18 protein-coding genes are annotated in these 18,877 nt (G+C 55.8%); 12 read left to right on the top strand and 6 right to left on the bottom strand.

What is annotated here, in order from left to right:
* Positions 1-123 precede the first annotated feature (123 nt).
* Entirely contained in the window at positions 124-999 is an 876-nt protein-coding gene (serB, locus tag ACEWL3_RS01060; protein ID WP_386177187.1) for a phosphoserine phosphatase SerB, read from the bottom strand.
* A 158-nt stretch (positions 1,000-1,157) separates the two neighbouring features.
* Between serB and ACEWL3_RS01055 the strand changes: the two genes are divergently transcribed.
* From ACEWL3_RS01055 to ACEWL3_RS01045, 3 genes are all read left to right on the top strand, one after another.
* Positions 1,158-2,300 carry a phosphoserine transaminase gene (locus ACEWL3_RS01055; RefSeq protein ID WP_386177186.1) on the top strand — a complete coding sequence of 381 codons (1,143 nt, stop codon included), beginning with the start codon at positions 1,158-1,160 and terminating at the stop codon, positions 2,298-2,300.
* Positions 2,301-2,361: 61 nt separating this feature from the next.
* Positions 2,362-3,957 (top strand): phosphoglycerate dehydrogenase, encoded by a 1,596-nt coding sequence (gene serA / locus ACEWL3_RS01050; protein WP_386177185.1) that lies wholly within the window; start codon positions 2,362-2,364, stop codon positions 3,955-3,957.
* Between the two features lie 63 nt (positions 3,958-4,020).
* Positions 4,021-4,758 (top strand): metallophosphoesterase family protein, encoded by a 738-nt coding sequence (locus ACEWL3_RS01045; RefSeq protein WP_386177881.1) that lies wholly within the window; start codon positions 4,021-4,023, stop codon positions 4,756-4,758.
* A 63-nt stretch (positions 4,759-4,821) separates the two neighbouring features.
* Here ACEWL3_RS01045 and ACEWL3_RS01040 read toward each other — a convergent pair whose 3' ends face one another.
* The 3 genes from ACEWL3_RS01040 to ACEWL3_RS01030 form a co-directional block, all read right to left on the bottom strand.
* Positions 4,822-5,808 carry a phosphatase domain-containing protein gene (locus tag ACEWL3_RS01040; protein WP_386177184.1) on the bottom strand — a complete coding sequence of 329 codons (987 nt, stop codon included), beginning with the start codon at positions 5,806-5,808 and terminating at the stop codon, positions 4,822-4,824.
* Between the two features lie 93 nt (positions 5,809-5,901).
* On the bottom strand, positions 5,902-6,942 hold the full coding sequence (tdh, locus tag ACEWL3_RS01035) for an L-threonine 3-dehydrogenase (protein ID WP_386177183.1): 1,041 nt from the start codon (positions 6,940-6,942) through the stop codon (positions 5,902-5,904).
* The gene (locus tag ACEWL3_RS01030) at positions 6,939-8,126 is read right to left on the bottom strand and encodes a glycine C-acetyltransferase (RefSeq protein ID WP_386177182.1); all 1,188 of its coding nucleotides are present in this window, start codon (positions 8,124-8,126) and stop codon (positions 6,939-6,941) included. Before ACEWL3_RS01030 ends, tdh begins: the two co-directional genes overlap by 4 nt.
* Before the next feature lie 180 nt (positions 8,127-8,306).
* On the opposite strand from ACEWL3_RS01030, the gene ACEWL3_RS01025 reads away from it, so the two are divergent.
* The gene (locus tag ACEWL3_RS01025) at positions 8,307-9,485 is read left to right on the top strand and encodes an acetyl-CoA C-acyltransferase family protein (protein WP_386177181.1); all 1,179 of its coding nucleotides are present in this window, start codon (positions 8,307-8,309) and stop codon (positions 9,483-9,485) included.
* Here the strand turns inward: ACEWL3_RS01025 and ubiB are convergent.
* Both ubiB and ubiE read right to left on the bottom strand, forming a co-directional pair.
* Positions 9,482-11,014 carry a 2-polyprenylphenol 6-hydroxylase gene (ubiB, locus tag ACEWL3_RS01020; protein WP_386177180.1) on the bottom strand — a complete coding sequence of 511 codons (1,533 nt, stop codon included), beginning with the start codon at positions 11,012-11,014 and terminating at the stop codon, positions 9,482-9,484. The genes ACEWL3_RS01025 and ubiB overlap by 4 nt on opposite strands.
* Before the next feature lies 1 nt (position 11,015).
* A complete protein-coding gene (gene ubiE, locus ACEWL3_RS01015; protein WP_386177179.1) occupies positions 11,016-11,762 on the bottom strand; it encodes a bifunctional demethylmenaquinone methyltransferase/2-methoxy-6-polyprenyl-1,4-benzoquinol methylase UbiE in 747 nt (248 codons plus the stop codon).
* 105 nt (positions 11,763-11,867) lie between these two features.
* On the opposite strand from ubiE, the gene ACEWL3_RS01010 reads away from it, so the two are divergent.
* The 8 genes from ACEWL3_RS01010 (at position 11,868) to recF (ending at position 18,871) form a co-directional block, all read left to right on the top strand.
* A complete protein-coding gene (locus tag ACEWL3_RS01010; protein ID WP_386177178.1) occupies positions 11,868-12,134 on the top strand; it encodes a hypothetical protein in 267 nt (88 codons plus the stop codon).
* 42 nt (positions 12,135-12,176) lie between these two features.
* Complete coding sequence (locus ACEWL3_RS01005) at positions 12,177-12,467, top strand: hypothetical protein (protein ID WP_435000475.1); 291 nt, start codon at positions 12,177-12,179, stop codon at positions 12,465-12,467.
* The gene (mutM, locus tag ACEWL3_RS01000; protein ID WP_386177176.1) at positions 12,467-13,318 is read left to right on the top strand and encodes a bifunctional DNA-formamidopyrimidine glycosylase/DNA-(apurinic or apyrimidinic site) lyase; all 852 of its coding nucleotides are present in this window, start codon (positions 12,467-12,469) and stop codon (positions 13,316-13,318) included. Before ACEWL3_RS01005 ends, mutM begins: the two co-directional genes overlap by 1 nt.
* A gap of 64 nt (positions 13,319-13,382) precedes the next feature.
* A complete protein-coding gene (locus tag ACEWL3_RS00995; RefSeq protein ID WP_114880262.1) occupies positions 13,383-14,159 on the top strand; it encodes an enoyl-CoA hydratase in 777 nt (258 codons plus the stop codon).
* 152 nt (positions 14,160-14,311) lie between these two features.
* The gene (rpsT, locus tag ACEWL3_RS00990) at positions 14,312-14,575 is read left to right on the top strand and encodes a 30S ribosomal protein S20 (RefSeq protein WP_386177175.1); all 264 of its coding nucleotides are present in this window, start codon (positions 14,312-14,314) and stop codon (positions 14,573-14,575) included.
* Between the two features lie 539 nt (positions 14,576-15,114).
* Positions 15,115-16,476, top strand: coding sequence for a chromosomal replication initiator protein DnaA (gene dnaA, locus ACEWL3_RS00985; protein WP_386177174.1), 1,362 nt, complete (start codon positions 15,115-15,117; stop codon positions 16,474-16,476).
* Between the two features lie 145 nt (positions 16,477-16,621).
* Positions 16,622-17,740, top strand: a complete 1,119-nt coding sequence (gene dnaN, locus ACEWL3_RS00980) for a DNA polymerase III subunit beta (protein ID WP_386177173.1) — start codon at positions 16,622-16,624, stop codon at positions 17,738-17,740.
* A gap of 33 nt (positions 17,741-17,773) precedes the next feature.
* Entirely contained in the window at positions 17,774-18,871 is a 1,098-nt protein-coding gene (gene recF / locus ACEWL3_RS00975; RefSeq protein ID WP_386177172.1) for a DNA replication/repair protein RecF, read from the top strand.
* Positions 18,872-18,877 lie beyond the last annotated feature (6 nt).

Raw genomic sequence — 18,877 nt, 5'->3', positions numbered from 1 at the left:
CCAAATTTAACAATATTGTTAATTAAGTAAAGACCGAAGTTATGCGATCCCTGCCCCAGCTTCTTTTCGCGACAAATACTCCAGGGGGGTCTGGGGGCCTGCAGCCCCCAGACGGTCGCCGCGTTACGCGGCGAAGTCAGCCTTGCGATACCCCTGTACAAACAACAACGCTGTCAAATCACCAAAATTGATCCGCACATCACATTCCGCCGAGACCACTGGCTTGGCATGCAGCGCCACTCCCAATCCGGCCCGGTGCAACATGCCCAGATCATTTGCCCCGTCACCCACGGCGATGACATCAGTTTCCTGTATTCCCAATCTTTTGGTGATTTCGGCCAAGGCATCGACCTTGGCCTGTTTGCCAAGGATCGGAAGGCCGACCTCGCCCGTCAAAAAGCCGTCTGACACCAGCAAGGTATTGGCCCGATTTTCATCAAACCCCAACTCCGCCGCGACTTGCGCGGTGAACGCGGTGAACCCGCCAGAAACCAACGCCGCATGACCGCCCTGGGCCTTCATCGTCGCCACCAGGGCTTTGCCCCCGGGCATCATGGTGATCCGCTCGGCCAACACCTTGTCGATCACACCCACATCCAGCCCCGCCAGCAGACCCACACGTTCGCGCAGCGCACCGTCAAAATCCAGCTCGCCGTTCATCGCCCTTGCCGTGATGTCCTTGACGCGGGGCCCGACGCCCGCCTCATCCGCCAGTTCGTCAATACATTCCTGCTGGATCATTGTGCTGTCCATGTCCGCCAGAAGCATCTTTTTTCGGCGTCCCTCGGTGGGCATCACCACCATATCAACACCGATCGCCTGACAGTCTTTCCAAACCTCCCACCGGTTGCCGGGCACTTGGTCAACGACAAATTCAGCGGCCTCGTCAGGGGCCAACCAGATGGCATCGCCCCCGCCCCAGGCGTTGCGCAGGCTTTCGACCAGCGCCGGGTCGAGGGCCGCGTTCATTGGGGAGGTAAGCAAAACAACGGTAAACATCAGCAAGGTTTCCTATCCGCGCCAAAGATGTCGCAAAAAATGACTGAAGCGGCGTTCTAGCTGCGTTTTGCCGCTTGTGCCAGACCACGCGCGCCCGTATCTCCATCAGCGGGACACCCTTCCCCAACGAAGGGCATTTATCTGTAAGGATAGCAGACATGAGCACGATACTTCCTGCCACGCGGCCGGCAAATCCGCGTTTTTCTTCTGGCCCTTGTGCCAAAATCCCCACATTTGATCTCAGCAAGCTCAGCGGTGCACCCTTGGGCCGCAGCCACCGTGCGGCCCCCGGCAAGGCCAAGCTGCTTGAGGCGATTGAAACCACCCGCGACATCCTCGGCGTGCCGGCAGATTATCGCATCGGCATTGTGCCGGCGTCCGACACAGGCGCGTTTGAGATGGCAATGTGGTCAATGCTGGGCGAACGTCCTGCTGAAATGGTCGCATGGGAAAGCTTTGGCGCAGGCTGGGTCACGGATGTGATCAAACAGCTTAAGATCGACGCACAGGTGCACACCGCTGAGTATGGCGACATCGTCGATATGGCGGCGCTGAACTATGACAATGACGTTTGTTTTACATGGAACGGCACCACCTCCGGCGTGCGTATGCCATCGGGCGATGCAATCCCGGCGAACCGCGAGGGCCTGACGCTCTGTGATGCGACATCGGCTGCATTTGCGATGGATCTGCCGTGGGACAAACTGGATGTGACAACCTTCTCCTGGCAAAAGGTGCTGGGCGGTGAAGCGGCGCATGGCATGTTGATCCTGTCGCCCCGCGCGGTTGAGCGGCTCGAAACCTATACCCCCGCATGGCCCCTGCCCAAGATTTTCCGTCTGACCAAAGGCGGCAAACTGATCGAAGGCATCTTTAAAGGCGAGACTATCAACACGCCTTCGATGCTCTGTGTTGAGGATTACCTTGTCGCCTTGGACTGGGCCAAATCCGTGGGCGGCCTGAAGGGATTGATTGCGCGCGCAGATGGCAATGCCAAAGCGATTGCCGACTTTGTCGCATCTCACGATTGGATCGATTTTCTGGCAATCGATCCAGCGACCCGCTCCAACACATCCGTGTGTCTGAAATTCACAGATGACCGTATCGCCGACGGGGCCGCCTTTGCCAAAGCCGTTGCAAAGCGGCTGGCGGATGAAAACGTCGCGCTGGATATCGGCGCTTACCGTGACGCGCCTCCGGGTCTGCGCATCTGGTGTGGTGGGACTGTGGAAACTTCAGATATCGCCGCGATGCTGCCTTGGCTGGCATGGGCATTCGAGGCTGAGATCAACGCGGGCTGAGCAACCCTCACATACCGACGCGATACCGACGTAATACCGACATTCAATAAGGACCAAAACAATGGCCCCCAAAGTACTCATCTCCGACAAACTCAGCGCCGCCGCCGTGCAGATTTTCAAAGACCGCGGCATCGACGTCGACTTCCAGCCCGACCTGGGTAAGGACAAAGACAAGCTGGCCGAAGTGATCGGCAACTACGATGGTCTCGCCATCCGCTCCGCCACCAAAGTGACCGAAAAGATTCTCGCCAATGCGCCAAACCTCAAGGTGATTGGCCGCGCGGGAATTGGCACTGATAACATCGACAAAGACGCCGCATCCAAAAAGGGTGTGATCGTCATGAACACACCTTTTGGCAACATGATCACCACCGCCGAACACGCCATCGCGATGATGTTTGCCGTGGCCCGCCAAATTCCCGAGGCCTCTGCTTCGACCCACGCTGGCAAGTGGGAAAAGTCGAAATTTATGGGGGTTGAACTGACCGGAAAAACCCTTGGTGTGATTGGCGCAGGCAACATTGGCGGTATCGTCTGTGACCGCGCCCGCGGCCTTAAAATGAAGGTTATCGCCTATGATCCGTTCCTCGGCGAAGAAAAAGCCGAGAAAATGGGCGTCGAAAAGGTCACGCTTGACGCGTTGCTTGCGCGCGCTGATTTCATCACGCTGCACGTCCCGTTTACCGATCAAACCGCCAACATCCTCAGCCGTGAGGCGCTTGAGAAAACCAAGAAGGGCGTGCGGATCATCAACTGTGCCCGCGGCGGTCTGGTGGACGAACAGGCGCTCGCGGATCTTTTGAAGTCTGGCCATGTTGCTGGCGCAGCTTTCGATGTCTTTGCGGTCGAGCCCGCAACCGAGAACCCGCTTTTCAACTTGCCAAACGTCGTCTGCACCCCTCATCTGGGCGCGGCCACGACCGAGGCACAGGAAAACGTGGCCCTGCAGGTCGCAGACCAAATGTCTGACTATCTGCTGACAGGTGCCGTGAGCAACGCACTCAACATGCCATCGGTGACAGCAGAAGAAGCCAAGGTCATGGGTCCATGGCTCAAACTGTCGGGGCATCTTGGCGCGTTTATCGGGCAGATGACAGATGAGCCGATCAAAGCGATCAACATCCTTTATGATGGCTGCGTCGCTGAGATGAACCTCAACGCCCTGAATTGCGGTGTGGTCGCGGGTATCATGAAACGCGCTAACCCGGATGTGAACATGGTCAGCGCGCCAGTTGTTGCCCGTGAGAAAGGCATCCAGATCAGTACGACCAACCAAGATAAGTCTGGCGTTTTTGATGGGTACATCAAAGTAACGGTTGTTACTGACAAACGTGAACGGTCAATTGCTGGCACGGTGTTCTCGGATGGCAAACCACGCTTCATCCAGATCAAGGGCATCCATATCGACGCCGAAGTTGGCGAACATATGCTCTATACCACCAACGAGGACGTGCCGGGGATCATCGGTACCTTGGGTCAAACAATGGGCGAAAACGGCGTGAACATCGCCAACTTTACCCTTGGCCGCGCCGCCGTGAAGGGCGAGGCGATTGCCCTTCTTTATGTCGATGCAGAGGTTCCCGCGCCGGTCATAAAGAAACTGCAGGACACCGGCATGTTTACCCAAGTCAAACCACTGCAATTCGACGTGGCCTGACCCGGACAGCGGTGTTAAACAACCTGCGTTTGCCCCCGGTGGGGCGGGCGCAACAAGAGGAACATTCCCATCTCACAGCCCCTTTATGCCATCGGCGATATTCATGGTCAGCTGGCCGAGCTTCACCGTGTGCTGGACCTCATCGAGAAAGATGGCGGCAAGGATGCGCAAATCATCTTTCTGGGCGATTATACCGACCGAGGTCCGGACAGCCGCGGTGTTATGGATCTGTTGGTCGAGGGACAGGCAAAATCGCGCAACTGGACCTTTCTAAAGGGCAACCACGACCGCATGTTCGAATGGTTCATGCAAAAGCCGCTGCGCAATGATCCGTATCTGATGGTTGAACTTTATTGGCTGCATCAGCGGCTGGGTGGCGACACGACGATGCAATCCTACGGCGTTGACGCATTCAGAGGCCGCCGTAACAAGGACGTGCAGGCCGAAGCGCTTGCCGTGGTCCCGCAAAGCCATCTGGATTTTCTCGCAGGGCTGGAGTTGTCATACCAGACCAAGGATCTGTTTTTTGTCCATGCCGGAATTGTCCCCGGTGTCCCCCTGAAGAAACAGAAAGAAGAAAACCTGCTGTGGATCAGGCAGGAGTTTCACAGACATGAAAAACCACATCCCAAGCTGATCGTGCATGGTCATACGCCCATTGATCACCCAACCCACTATGGCAACCGCGTCAATCTGGATACCGGCGCGGGTTATGGCGAACCCCTGACTGCTGCGGTTTTTGAGGGGGCAAAGTGTTGGACTCTGACTGCGTCGGGGCGCGTGCCGCTCGTACCGGAATAACCGGACCCCAGACAGCATGCGCTTGCCGCGCGCAGACATATCCTTTGCTCCGGTGACGCTGACCTAGATCGCGATAATCTTTTCTGCAAATCCTGTAAAATCCGGCGCATGATACAATGCTGTTCCTGATGCTGCGATATCCTTCATCGCGGCAGCGCTTTTGGCATCTGGCCCTGGCCCCGGTTCGCGCAGCACAACCGCGCGGATACGTCCGGGATGACGGGCGATGGCATCGCGGTAAACGAAGGCGTCGTGCTGCCCCGTGTCGCCCACCAAGACGAATGCCAGGTCAGGATTGGCGGCCATTAGAATATCAATGCTGCCACCTTTGTGGTCGCCATGGGTGCCAGTTATGAACTGTGTCTTGCTCAGCCCCAGATCCCGCAAAAACATCGGTCCGAGTGTCAGCCCTGCGCGTTCGAATATCCCAGTCAGGAAATGATGAAGGTTCCAAGGGCTGGAGCTGACGTAATAGACCGGGTTGCGCCCGCTGTCGGACAGCGCCGCGATAAAGGTGACCGCATCGGGGAAAATGCGGCGGGTCAGCAGATTGCCAGTCAGCGAGGTCCAAAGGTTGCGCACCAGTGAATAGGCCCCCGTTTCCAACATCGTATCATCAACATCAGAAATTACGGCAAACTCTGCATCCTGCCGCACTGCCAGCACAGGACAGATCGTCACGCCTGTCTGACCCTCGATTGACGTTTCGACATCGATCCAGCCCTCAGCGGTCCAACGCGGAAGCATCAGGCTGAAATAGCCTTCTTCATCTGTCAGGGCTGTGACACCTTGGGCGGACACCTCTACACCAGCCACTTCATCGGTCAGAAACAGCGAGACCATCTGACGAAAATTGACCCAAACCGATTGTGTGGGCAGCGGCTTGTTCCGTCTAAGTGCCGCAAGCACCCGTCCGCGAACCACCAAATTATCAGGAGTCTCGTAGCCGATATAAGGTTCAATGATGCGCCGTTTATCGTTCTGGCCGCGCAGACGGTCCAATACGTACTCAGTGCGCCAGGCAAAAGAATGAATAATGCGTTTGATCATGGTCCCTAACGCGGCAGAGCCTCAGATGGTTCAATTGTTGGATCAGATGCGCATGCCAAGCCTGCGCATCACCACCGAGTGATCTGGCCAGACTTACGTCCAATCCAGAACAACTTTGCCCGATTGTCCCGATTTCATCGCAGCAAACCCTGCCTCAAAATCATCGACGGCAAAGCGGTGCGTGATGATCTTGGACACGTCCAAACCATTCTCAAGCATGGCAATCATCTTGTACCAGGTCTCAAAAATCTCTCGCCCATAGACACCTTTGATTGTGATGGCTTTGAACACTATCGCGCTCCAGTCGACGGGTGATTTGCCGGGTGGAATGCCCAGCATCGCAATACGGCCGCCCATGGTCATCGCATCCACCATTTGATCCAATGCCCGCTGGTTGCCGGACATTTCCAATCCGACGTCAAAGCCCTGTTTCATCTTCAGCTTTGGGAACACATCACGCAGTTCCTCAGAGGCGACATTGACGGGAATCACGTCCGTCACCTTCTCGGCCAACGCAAGGCGGTCGGGGTTCACATCCGTGATCACCACATGGCGGGCACCCACGTGCCGCGCCACTGCGGCAGCCATAATGCCAATCGGACCGGCACCAGTGATCAAAACATCTTCGCCCACCAGATCAAAGCTTAGCGCGGTGTGCACGGCGTTGCCCAAGGGATCGAGGATCGCACCGATGTCATCGGAAATTTCATCTGGCAATGGCACCACATTGAATGCAGGCAGCTTCAAATACTGCGCAAATGCCCCTTGTTCATTTACGCCGATACCCCGTGTGGCCGGGTCGAGGTGAAATTTGCCTGCGCGGCTCTGACGGGATTTTTTTCCGATCAGATGTCCTTCGCCAGAACACCTTTGCCCAATCTCCAATCCTTCGACATTGCGGCCCAACTTAACAATCTGACCCGCAAACTCATGCCCCGTAATCATTGGAACGGGAACTGTTTTCTTGGCCCACTCGTCCCAGTTCCAGATGTGAATATCCGTCCCGCAAATCCCGGTCTTGTTGATTTTGATCAGCACGTCGTCGGGGCCGATTTCCGGCACCGGCGCATGAACCATCCACAACCCCTCGCGGGCGTGGAGCTTTGACAGTGCTTTCATTTCGTTGGTAGTCATTTCAACACCCCACATGCTTTGCCAGCCACCTCAAACGCCTTCAGCGCACGGTCCAATTCATCCCGGCTCAATGCCGCGTTCATTTGCGTTCTGATCCGGGCTTGTCCGCGCGGCACCACCGGAAAGAAAAACCCGCTGACATAAACGCCTTCTTCAAATAGGCGCGCAGCCATATCCTGCGCCAGCTGTGCCCCACCCAGCATGACAGGCACAATCGGGTGTTCGCCAGGCAACAGGTCAAACCCAAGCCCTTCCAGACCCGCACGCCAATATTTCGTGTTCTCAAACAACCGTGTCCGCAGGTCGTCGCCCTGTTCAACCAGTTCCAACGCTTTGATGCCCGCCATCACAATCGACGGCGGCAGGGAGTTTGAAAACAGATAGGGCCGCGCACGTTGGCGCAACAGATCAATCACCGGCTGTGGCCCCGCAATATATCCACCGATTGCACCGCCCAGCGCCTTGCCCAATGTCCCGGTCAGGATATCCACGTCAACACCGTGATGGGCTGGGGTGCCTTCGCCCTTGGGCCCCATGAACCCGGTTGAGTGGCAATCGTCCACCATCACCAGCGCTTCATATTTCTCGGCCAGCGCAACAATCTCGGGTAGCTTGGCCAGATAGCCATCCATGCTGAATACCCCATCCGTCGCAATCAGGGTAAACCGCGCGCCGTCATCGCGGGCCTTGATAAGCTGCGCTTCCAGATCATCCATATCGCTGTTGGCATAGCGATACCGCTTGGCCTTACAAAGGCGGATACCGTCAATGATCGACGCGTGGTTCAGCGCGTCAGACACAATCGCGTCTTCGGGTCCAAAAAGCGGCTCAAACAGCCCGCCGTTGGCGTCAAAACAGGCCGCAAACAGGATCGAATCGTCTTTGCCGAGGAAGGCCGCCAACTTTTGTTCCAACTCGCGGTGGATGTCCTGCGTCCCACAGATAAAACGGACGGAGGCCATGCCAAAACCGCGGGGGTCCATCGCCGCTTTTGCGGCCTTGATAAGCTCTGGGTGATCCGCCAACCCAAGGTAATTGTTTGCGCAAAGGTTGATCACGTCCCGATCCCCGACGGTGATCTCACCGCCTTGGGGCGAAGTGATCAGACGCTCACGCTTCATCATCCCTTCGGCTTCGATGCCGGCGAGGGTTTCAGTGATGTGGCTGAGATAGGCTTGGGTCATGAATCATACTCCTAGGTGCAGGGGATTTAGCATGTCGGACAGATTTCCGAAATAGAGGAATTTGTCTTGTATGACGGATTTTTGGCAAATCGAGATACCAGCATGTGGATTGACGGGACGTTTGGGCTGACTTCTTCTGCTTGGCACCGCATAGTCTATGAATAGCAACAGGAGATCACCATGACCAAAGATATCGTTATTCTGGGTGGCGCGCGTACGGCCATTGGTACATTCGGCGGTGCGCTTGCGGGTACACCCCCGACGGATCTTGGTACAGCCGTTGCCCGCGAGGCGATGGCGCGGGCCGGTGTTGATCCGGCACAGATCGAGCATGTGGTCTTTGGCAATGTCATCAACACAGAACCGCGCGACATGTATCTCAGCCGCGTCGCCGCACGGCAGGCATGTGTCCCGGATGAAGTGCCCGCAATGAATGTGAACCGCCTGTGTGGATCCGGCGTTCAGGCCATCGTATCGGCCGTTCAGAACCTCATGCTTGGTGATGCGGACTTTGCCTTGGCAGGGGGGGCGGAAAACATGTCTCGGTCGCCCTACATCATGCCAGATGCGCGGTGGGGCCAGAAAATGGGCGATGTGCGCACGCTCGATATGATGCTTGGCACGCTGAACTGTCCCTTTGGCACGGGGCACATGGGGGTAACGGCGGAAAATGTTGCGGCAGAGCATGGCATCAGCCGTGCGGATCAGGACGCCTTTGCGCTGGAAAGCCAAAACCGCGCTGCTGCAGCGATTGAGGCGGGATATTTCAAGGAACAGATCGTGCCTGTTGAGGTGCGTGTGAAACGGGACATGGTGCCGTTTGATACCGACGAACACCCCAAAACCACCACGATTGACGCATTGGCCGGCTTGCGCACCGTTTTCCAAAAGGACGGGACCGTCACGGCTGGGAATGCCAGCGGCATCAACGACGGTGCCGCAGCTTTGGTGCTGGCAACGTCGGATGCTGCAGAAAAAGCGGGCCTGAAACCCCGCGCCCGCATCATTGGCTATGCGCATGCGGGCGTCCGACCGGAGGTGATGGGTATCGGGCCGGTGCCAGCAGTGCAAAATCTGCTGTCCAGAACAGGCCTGTCCGTCGATGATTTTGATGTGATCGAAAGTAACGAAGCTTTTGCATCGCAAGCCTGTGCCGTCACCAAAAACCTTGGACTTGACCCGGCCCGCGTCAACCCGAATGGTGGTGCCATTGCGCTTGGCCATCCGGTGGGGGCGACCGGGGCGATCATCACGGTCAAGGCGCTTTATGAATTGGAGCGGACCGGCGGCAAACGCGCGTTGATCACCATGTGCATTGGCGGCGGACAGGGCATCGCCCTTGCGATTGAACGTCTTTAACCGATCCGGTCCAGCACCATCACCACCACAGCCCCAAAGGTCGCGCCGATCATCAGCGACAATGCAACCCAACGCCAGAAGGGGCGGTGCTTGGGCAAGGCCTCATTGCTTTGCCGCAGCAGCGCGCTTTCAACCAGGCCAGGCAAACGTGGACCAAACCGTGCCAATACCATGGCTGTGCTTTTCAGATCGGTCAGAATGGCCCGTGGGCCGATGGATTTTGTGATATAATCTGTGACGATGGGGCTTGCGACCTCCCAAATGTTGATATGCGGGTTGAGAGACCGCGCAACCCCTTCGACCACCACCATTGTCCGTTGCAACAAGATCAGTTCGGTCCGGGTTTCCATGCCAAATCGCTCAGTCACTTCAAAGAGATAGCTTAGCAAACGTGCCATCGAAATATGCGTCGCATCCATGCCAAAGATCGGCTCACCTACTGCGCGTAATGCGCGGGCGAATTCATCGACATCTTTGTCGGCTGGTACATATCCCGCCTCAAAGTGGACTTTCGCAACGCGCATGTAATCGCGGCGGATAAACCCATAGAGGATCTCGGCGTAGACCCGGCGCGTGTATTCGTCGATGTGGCCCATGATCCCAAAATCATAGGCAATAATATCGCCATTTGCCGCGACTTTCATATTGCCCTGATGCATATCCGCGTGGAAATACCCGTCGCGCAGCGCGTGGTTCAGGAACAGGTGCAGTACCCGTTTCGACAAGGCAACGCGGTCATGCCCAGCCGCATCAATTGCGGCATTGTCCCCCATCGCGGCACCATCGGCCCAGCCCAACGTCATCACCCGCCGCGCTGAGTGGTTCCACTTGATGTCCGGCAGTTGAAAGCCTTCGTCGTTCTTGGTGTTGGCCGCAAATTCCGATGCCGCAGCACTTTCCAGCCTCAGATCGAGCTCACCACGCACCACGCCGTCAAAGTGTTCAATCACTTCCGTCGGGCGCAGTCGGCGCGAGCCGGGGGAGAAAACCTCGACCATCCGGGCGGCAAGGTAAAAGGCATCCACGTCCTTGCGAAACGCGCGCTCAATGCCGGGGCGCAGGACTTTTACAGCGACCTCTTCACCTGAATCAATCAACCGCGCTTTGTGAACCTGCGCAATCGACGCCGCCGCAACAGATTCGCTGAATTCGGAGAAGATGGCAGAAACCGGTTCGCCCAGTTCACGCTCAACCTCGGCCTTCGCTTCTTCGATAGAGAAAGGTGGTAGTTTGTCCTGTAGCACTCGCAATTGGACGGCCAGTTCGTCGCCAACAACATCAGGTCGGGTCGAAAGCACCTGACCAAATTTGATGTATGCGGGACCAAGTGCCGTTAACGCGCGCGTCGCGGGCGGCATTGTCGGATCGCCTTTGTACCCCAACCATTTGAATGGCAGGCCCAGCGCCCGTGCAACAAAACGCAGCGCCGGTGTTGCCTCAAACGCATCAAGCACGACATTCATCGCCCCGGTGCGTTCCAGTGTTGCGCCTGTGCGGATCAGACGCCAAATATTGTGCGGGCCGCGCATATTAAAGCTTCCAACCCGAATGCAGTGCGGCAATACCCATCGCCATATTACGATACTTCGCCTGCTCAAAACCAGCATCACGAACCATGCTCAAAAAGGTTTCCTGATCTGGAAAGTTCCGAATGGATTCAACCAGATATTGATAGCTGTCACGGTCATTCGCGATCAACTGACCCATGCGGGGGATCACATTAAAGCTATATAGATCATAGGCTTTTTGCATCATCGGGTTCGGCAGTTGGCTGAATTCCAGAACCATCAGACGTCCACCGGGCCGCAGCACACGAAACGCTTCGTTCAGCGCTTCTTGCGGTCTTGTCACATTCCGGATGCCAAAGCTGATTGTGTAAACATCAAAGGTGTTATCGGCGAACGGCAATGTCATTGCATCGCCCACGACCCAATCCAAACTGTCTGCGAGGCTGTCAGCTTCGGCGCGCTGGCGGCCCTCAACAAGCATCTGTTCGGTCAGATCAAGCACGGTTGCATGACCACTGCCCGCACGCTTGAGGAACTTGAATGAAACATCCCCGGTACCGCCCGCAACATCCAAAAGCTTTTGACCTGCGCGCGGCGCAAGCCAATCCATCATCGCCTCTTTCCAGATGCGGTGAATTCCGACGCTCATCACATCATTCATGATGTCATATTTGCTGGCCACATCGCCAAACAGCGATTTTACCTTGCCCGCCTTTTCGCTTTCCAGAACGGTCTGGGCACCAAAATGCGTTGTCTTATCCGTGTCCATGACACCTTCCTGCCTCACTGTGGTCCATTTGGGGTTATATTGCCCAGCGCGAAGAAACAAATCCTCATTATGACGCAGGGGCTAGAACAATATGGGCTTTCTGACATGGATTGTTCTTTTGGAATGTCGGTTGGGGCGCTTGCGATCCTTTCTGTGATAGTTGTGACGCATATTCTTCGGCGCATCTCACACAACGGATCGTATCCTGACATCAAACTGACCGGAGCGCGCCGCATGGGCATTGTCGATTTGGATCCTGTCAGCAGCAGGATCGCAAATATGGGCATGGATAGGCCAGTGCACATGACACTTGGTACTATTGTGAAGCGGCCAAAACAGGGTTTACGCATCATCAGCCGAGGCTCAGGCTGATTAATCCTGTTCTGTCTTTGGGGCTCCACGATCTTTCAACCCATGCTCAGCGGTTTGGGGGCCATCATGATGACGGCGATGATATTTTACACGGTGATGTACATTTCTGCCTACGAAGCGCGGTATCATGACCGAGGCATCACTGCTCCCAACTGGATGTTTCAGCAGAAGCATTTTTCATGGGAGGATTTCATCACCATCCGCGACAATGGGCATTACAACGACGTCCTGAAATTTGTCGACGGAAAGATGTCTTTGCAGAAACACCTTGTCGGCATCCACACCTTCCTTACATTCGTGTCAGATCTAGAGGACATGAACGTCAGGACCTGATGCCCGAACTACCCGAAGTTGAAACCGTCCGTTGCGGATTGGCCCCCGTCATGGAAAATGCCGTGATTGCGCGCGCTGATGTGAACCGGCCAGACCTGCGCTGGCCGTTCCCCGAACGCATGGCTGAGCGCCTGAGTGGGCAAAAGGTTGAGCGACTGCGCAGACGTTCCAAATATATTCTGGCTGATCTGGCGTCAGGAGAATCATTGCTGATCCATCTTGGTATGTCAGGGCGTATGCTGATTTCTGGCGATCCGTTGGGAAAATTTGTAAACGATCACCCCAGCCCTGAAAAACACGACCATGTTGTTTTGCACATGTCCAATGGCGCACGGATCACCTTTAACGACCCCCGTCGCTTTGGTGCCATGGACCTGATGGACACGGCCACAGCAGATCAGCACAAACTGCTTGCTGTTTTGGGGCCAGAGCCGCTTGGCAACGACTTTCACGAGGCACATTTGATTGCGGCGCTCAAGGGGCGGAACATGCCGATCAAATCGGCGCTGCTGGATCAGCGCATTGTCGCGGGGTTGGGAAATATCTATGTCTGTGAAACGCTTTACCGCGCAGGCATCAGCCCTGCCTGCAAGGCGGGGCGCATTTCAGCGGTGCGGGTCGCCGCTTTGGTCCCGATCATTCGGCAGGTATTGTCAGAGGCGATCAAGGCGGGCGGATCGTCGTTGCGGGATTTTCGACAAGCGGATGGCGAACTGGGCTACTTCCAGCACCGTTTCGATGTCTATGGACGTGAGGGCCAGGCATGCCGAACACCCGACTGCGGCAATATCATAGGACGTATCGTTCAATCGGGGCGCTCGTCTTTCTATTGCCCGACATGTCAAAGATGACTTGAAACGGGGTGAACCCGTGATATGCACAACGGTCTGAGCGCAACAAACGAGAGCACACTTGATGGCTTATGAAACAATCATCGTAGACGTGGACAATCACGTGGCCCTGATCACCCTGAACAGGCCTGATGCACTGAATGCGCTGAATGACCAGTTGATGACGGAATTGGCTGCCGCTTTGAAAGCTGCTCAGGAAAATGAAAAGGTGCGTTGCATCGTCATTACCGGATCTGAAAAAGCGTTTGCCGCCGGGGCTGACATTGCGATGATGCGAGACAAGACATTTGTCGAAGCGTTCACGGGCGATCTCTTTACCCCCGAAACGGATCAGATCATGCGCGTCCGCAAGCCGATCATTGCGGCAGTATCAGGTTATGCGCTGGGCGGTGGGTGCGAACTGGCGATGATGTGCGACTTTATCATCTGCTCAGAGACCGCAAAATTTGGCCAGCCCGAGATTAATCTGGGCGTGGTTGCGGGCATCGGTGGCACGCAGAGGCTGACGCGGCTGGTCGGCAAATCCAAAGCAATGGATATGAACCTGACAGGTCGTTTCATGGACGCAACAGAGGCAGAGCGTTCGGGACTGGTTTCGCGCGTTGTACCTGTCAAGAAGCTGATGGATGAGGCGTTGGGTGCAGCCGGCAAGATCGCTGAAAAATCCATGGTCGCCGTGATGGTTGTCAAAGAGGCCGTTAATCGCGCCTATGAGGTGCCCCTGCGCGAGGGCCTGTTGTTTGAACGTCGCGCTTTCCACGCGCTCTTTGCGACAGAGGATCAAAAAGAAGGCATGTCCGCCTTCCTTGAAAAGCGCGAAGCACAGTTTCGCGACAAATAATCTATGGTTTGCAAACCCGGGCGGCTTGGACTATAGCCCGCTCCATACATGCGCGTGCAGCCCGCTCTGGCTAGAATCACCTTACCGGATATCCGGCACGGGTTTGGCGTTACGCGCCAGAAACGAAATTATGAACCCGAAGGTTGAGACTCATGGCAAATACACCACAATCCAAAAAGCGCGCGCGCCAGAACGAAAAGCGTTTTGCGGTCAACAAAGCACGTCGTTCGCGCATCCGCACCTATCTGCGCAAAGTAGAAGAAGCGATCGAATCTGGTGACAAAGATGCATCAGTTGCAGCACTGAAAGCTGCCCAGCCAGAGCTTATGCGTGGTGTTACCAAGGGCGTTTTCCACAAAAACACAGCGTCACGGAAAATGTCCCGTTTGGCGGCACGGGTCAAAGCGCTGGCATAACGGCGACGATCACCCATCTGCTATCGGCTAATCAATTGATAAAAAAGGCATCGCACTGCGGTGCCTTTTTCGTTTGGCATTGAGTCTCAAAATTGGCGGATAGATTCTTTTCCAAGAAACACCGAGTCAAGTTTGAAGATGTGTTGTAGGCGACCCTGACAACTTGCTACCAAGGGAGTGCGATTCAGGTCGCATGGGGGACAGGCTTCGGTCTCAAACACACGCGAAAGCGTACTATGTTTGATTTTGAGGGCGTGTGGACGGACATAAAAAAGGTCCGCCTTTCGGTCTGCAGATGCTGCTGCCAGCACATTTGCCCTGTTGTGTATTTGAGTCGCGGACGACCATGTCCGGCATCCTACGCTAATCCCATCATTGGGATGTAAGCTGCTGATATGGTCATTCTGAATATGTCCAAAGGACGGATGGTCGGGTGCCTTGTGGACCCGGGCTGATGACCTTTGTCTTAAGAAAAGTACTTTTGCATGCTGGAATGTCTGCCAGTTGCAATGAACGGAAGAAGCGGGACCAGGTGGATTATGACGCACGACCAATGGGGCGAAATTAGGCAGCGATTGCTAAAGACTGTCGGACAGAACAACTATACAACGTGGATTGCGCCGCTTGTGCCGGGCGATGTGGCTGATGGCATAGCGACACTGCATGTCCCGACCAATTTTTTTGGCAACTACGTCAGTCAAAACTTTTCTGACCTGATCTTGCATGAGATCCGAGGCGAAGGTGTTGACGTGTCGCGCCTGAATTTTGCCCTGTCCCAAAATTTGGTCAAATCAGCGAACAGTCCCGCACCCGTCACCCGCCGGACAAGCGCCGTTCAAAAACCTGCCGGTTCAAGCGTGCTGAACACCGCCCCGCTGGACCCCCGCTTTAGTTTCGACAATTTCGTTGTGGGCAAGCCCAATGAGCTGGCCCATGCCGCCGCGCGCCGTGTTGCCGAAGGTGGTCCAGTCACGTTTAATCCATTGTTCCTTTACGGCGGTGTTGGCTTGGGCAAAACACACCTGATGCACGCCATTGCGCAAGAGTTAAAGCAGCGCAAACCTGAGATGAACGTGCTTTATCTGTCTGCAGAACAATTCATGTACCGGTTTGTTCAGGCCCTGCGCGACCGTAAGATGATGGATTTCAAGGAAATTTTCCGCTCTGTTGATGTGTTGATGGTGGATGACGTCCAATTCATCGCGGGCAAGGACAGTACGCAGGAAGAGTTCTTTCACACATTCAATGCGCTTGTGGATCAGCATAAGCAGATCATTATTTCAGCCGATCGCGCCCCAGGTGAGATCAAGGATCTTGAAGAGCGCGTTAAATCACGGCTGCAGTGCGGACTTGTGGTTGATCTCCACCCAACCGATTATGAATTGCGTCTGGGCATCCTGCAAAGCAAAGTCGAAGTACAACGCAAAACCTATCCGACCCTTGAGGTTGATAATTGCGTGCTGGAATTTCTGGCACACCGCATCACATCCAATGTGCGCGTGCTTGAGGGTGCATTGACCCGTCTCTTCGCGTTTGCTTCGCTGGTTGGCCGTGAGATCAACATGGAACTGACCCAGGATTGTCTGGCTGACGTGCTGCGCGCATCTGAACGGAAGATTTCTGTTGAGGAAATCCAGCGCAAAGTCAGCGATCATTACAACATCCGTCTGTCAGACATGATCGGCCCGAAACGCCTGCGCAGCTATGCACGCCCACGACAGGTGGCGATGTATCTGTGCAAACAGATGACAAGCCGGTCCCTGCCTGAGATTGGCCGCCGTTTTGGGGGGCGTGACCACACCACCGTCATGCACGGTGTGCGCCGCATAGAAGAGTTGAAGCAATCTGATGGTCAGATCGCTGAAGATCTGGAATTATTGCGCCGCGCACTGGAATCGTAAGAACGATCTACCGCCTTCTTTTTCGCTAAAATGAGGGGTGCTTGCGCGCCCCTCTTGCATTCCCAGTAACAAAGCCAGAAAAGTCTTGTGAAAGTGGGGGAACCGGGTAGTTTGCCTGTCCCGGCTGTCCTGAGGGAGAACGCATATGAAATTCAGCATCGAACGCGCCGCACTGCTCAAAGCAGTGAGCCAAGCGCAATCTGTTGTCGAGCGGCGCAACACGATTCCGATCCTTGCGAACGTCCTTGTCGAAGCCGAAGGCAGCGAAGTGTCGTTTCGCGCAACGGATCTGGACATCGAGGTCGTTGATAAAGCCGCTGCGCAGGTTGAACGCGCTGGGGCGACAACTGTGTCCGCCACGATGCTGCATGAGATTGTGCGCAAACTGCCGGATGGCGCGCTGATCAACCTGACGGCAGATACCGCTGCAGGTCGCCTGACTGTCGAAGCGGGCCGGTCAAATTTCTCTCTGGCGACACTGCCACGCGAAGACTTTCCTGTCATGGCGTCGTCGGAATATGCGTCAAACTTCTCTGCTCCTGCACCGGTGCTGCGGCGGTTGTTTGATAAATCGAAATTCGCCATCTCGACCGAAGAAACGCGGTATTACCTGAACGGTGTTTATATGCACATTTCTGATGCCGACGGTGGCAAGGTTTTGCGCTGTGTGGCCACAGATGGTCACCGTTTGGCCCGTATTGATGCGGATATGCCAGAAGGTGCCGCCGACATGCCGGGCGTGATCGTGCCGCGCAAGACGGTCGGTGAATTGCGCAAACTGCTCGATGACGATGATATGAAAATCGCGGTGTCGGTGTCTGAGACCAAGATCCGCTTTGCCACGCCAGAGATCACCCTGACATCGAAGGTGATCGACGGCACATTTCCTGACTACACGCGGGTCATCCCACAAGGGAACACACGCAGGATGGAAGTTGACGCCGCCGAATTTGCGCAGGCCGTGGACCGTGTTGCGACAGTAAGTTCAGAACGGTCCCGTGCTGTCAAACTGCAACTAGACGAGGACCGACTGATCTTGTCTGTGAACGCGCCCGACAGCGGCGCCGCCGAAGAAGAATTGGCTGTTGCCTATGGCGATGAACGGTTGGAGATCGGGTTCAATGCAAAATACTTGCTTGAGATTGCCAGCCAGGTGGACCGCGAGAATGCAGTGTTCCTGTTCAATTCGTCTGGCGATCCGACCCTGATGCGAGAAGGCAACGACACGTCTGCCGTTTATGTCGTCATGCCAATGCGTGTTTAAAAAGGCGTTCTTTGCTGAGAACCGGTATCGCTGATGGCGGGCCTGTACCTTTCACAACTGACCCTGTCGCACTTTCGCTCGCACAAGCGGGCAGTCATCGACGTTGATGCGCGACCTGTGGCGATCCATGGCCCCAACGGTGCGGGCAAGACCAATATCCTAGAGGCGGTGTCGCTGCTGTCACCGGGTCGCGGCCTGCGCCGGTCCAGTGCCGAGGATATGACGCGCCGACCAGAGGCATTGGGTTGGAAGATCACAGCCCTTCTTCATTCTTTGCACCAAACCCACGAGGTTGAAATCTGGTCGCAAGCAGGTGCGGCGCGGCAGGTACGCATAGACGGTAAAGCGGCCCCACAGACCGCGTTGGGCAGTATTGCGCGGGTGTTGTGGCTGATCCCCTCGATGGATCGTCTGTGGATTGAGGGGGCTGAGGGCAGACGGCGCTTTCTGGACCGTATGACGCTTAGCTTTATACCTGACCATGCGGAACAATCGTTGAGCTATGACAAGGCCATGCGCGAACGCAATCGCCTGCTCAAGGACATGGTGCGCGAGCCGTCCTGGTACGCTGCGCTGGAAACCCGTATGGCCGAAACCGGAGCCGCGATCCATGCAAACAGGGTGCAGGCCCTCAGCGCCATTGCTGCGGCACAGGTTCAGGCAGAAACGGCGTTTCCGACTGCAACACTCGAACTGATCTGTGAGATGCCCTCAGAGGCGGATGACCTGCGTGCAGCGTTGGCTGACAACCGTGCCCGCGACCTTGGTGCAGGTCGAACATTAATCGGCCCTCACCGCGCTGACTTATATGGTGTCTTTGCGGCCAAGAACGTGCCCGCAAAAGACTGCTCTACCGGCGAGCAAAAGGCGCTGTTGGTGTCGTTGATCCTGGCGAATGCCCGCGCCCTCGCTGCCGATTTTGGTGCGCCGCCGATCTTACTGCTTGATGAAGTCGCTGCCCATCTGGACGCAGATCGCCGGGCGGCTTTATACGATGAGATCACCGCCCTTGGCGCGCAGGCCTGGATGACTGGAACCGGGCCGGAGTTGTTCGCTGAACTAAAAGATCGCGCCCAGACACTGGAAGTTACCGAAACTGAGGGCGCGTCAAAAATCACACAGAATTCGTGATTTCAT

Source organism: Sulfitobacter sediminivivens (assembly GCF_042611115.2).
GTDB lineage: Bacteria > Pseudomonadota > Alphaproteobacteria > Rhodobacterales > Rhodobacteraceae > Sulfitobacter > Sulfitobacter sediminivivens.
Note: the sequence above shows the minus strand (reverse complement) of the source record. Positions and strands in the feature narration are given on the sequence as shown.

Coding starts and splice junctions, on each gene's coding strand:
- serB (WP_386177187.1), bottom strand. CDS start 999: ATGTTTACCGTTGTTTTGCTTACCTCCCCAATGAACGCGGCCCTCGAC.
- ACEWL3_RS01055 (WP_386177186.1), top strand. CDS start 1,158: ATGAGCACGATACTTCCTGCCACGCGGCCGGCAAATCCGCGTTTTTCT.
- serA (WP_386177185.1), top strand. CDS start 2,362: ATGGCCCCCAAAGTACTCATCTCCGACAAACTCAGCGCCGCCGCCGTG.
- ACEWL3_RS01040 (WP_386177184.1), bottom strand. CDS start 5,808: ATGATCAAACGCATTATTCATTCTTTTGCCTGGCGCACTGAGTACGTA.
- tdh (WP_386177183.1), bottom strand. CDS start 6,942: ATGACTACCAACGAAATGAAAGCACTGTCAAAGCTCCACGCCCGCGAG.
- ACEWL3_RS01030 (WP_386177182.1), bottom strand. CDS start 8,126: ATGACCCAAGCCTATCTCAGCCACATCACTGAAACCCTCGCCGGCATC.
- ACEWL3_RS01025 (WP_386177181.1), top strand. CDS start 8,307: ATGACCAAAGATATCGTTATTCTGGGTGGCGCGCGTACGGCCATTGGT.
- ubiB (WP_386177180.1), bottom strand. CDS start 11,014: ATGCGCGGCCCGCACAATATTTGGCGTCTGATCCGCACAGGCGCAACA.
- ubiE (WP_386177179.1), bottom strand. CDS start 11,762: ATGGACACGGATAAGACAACGCATTTTGGTGCCCAGACCGTTCTGGAA.
- ACEWL3_RS01010 (WP_386177178.1), top strand. CDS start 11,868: ATGGATTGTTCTTTTGGAATGTCGGTTGGGGCGCTTGCGATCCTTTCT.
- ACEWL3_RS01005 (WP_435000475.1), top strand. CDS start 12,177: ATGCTCAGCGGTTTGGGGGCCATCATGATGACGGCGATGATATTTTAC.
- mutM (WP_386177176.1), top strand. CDS start 12,467: ATGCCCGAACTACCCGAAGTTGAAACCGTCCGTTGCGGATTGGCCCCC.
- ACEWL3_RS00995 (WP_114880262.1), top strand. CDS start 13,383: ATGGCTTATGAAACAATCATCGTAGACGTGGACAATCACGTGGCCCTG.
- rpsT (WP_386177175.1), top strand. CDS start 14,312: ATGGCAAATACACCACAATCCAAAAAGCGCGCGCGCCAGAACGAAAAG.
- dnaA (WP_386177174.1), top strand. CDS start 15,115: ATGACGCACGACCAATGGGGCGAAATTAGGCAGCGATTGCTAAAGACT.
- dnaN (WP_386177173.1), top strand. CDS start 16,622: ATGAAATTCAGCATCGAACGCGCCGCACTGCTCAAAGCAGTGAGCCAA.
- recF (WP_386177172.1), top strand. CDS start 17,774: ATGGCGGGCCTGTACCTTTCACAACTGACCCTGTCGCACTTTCGCTCG.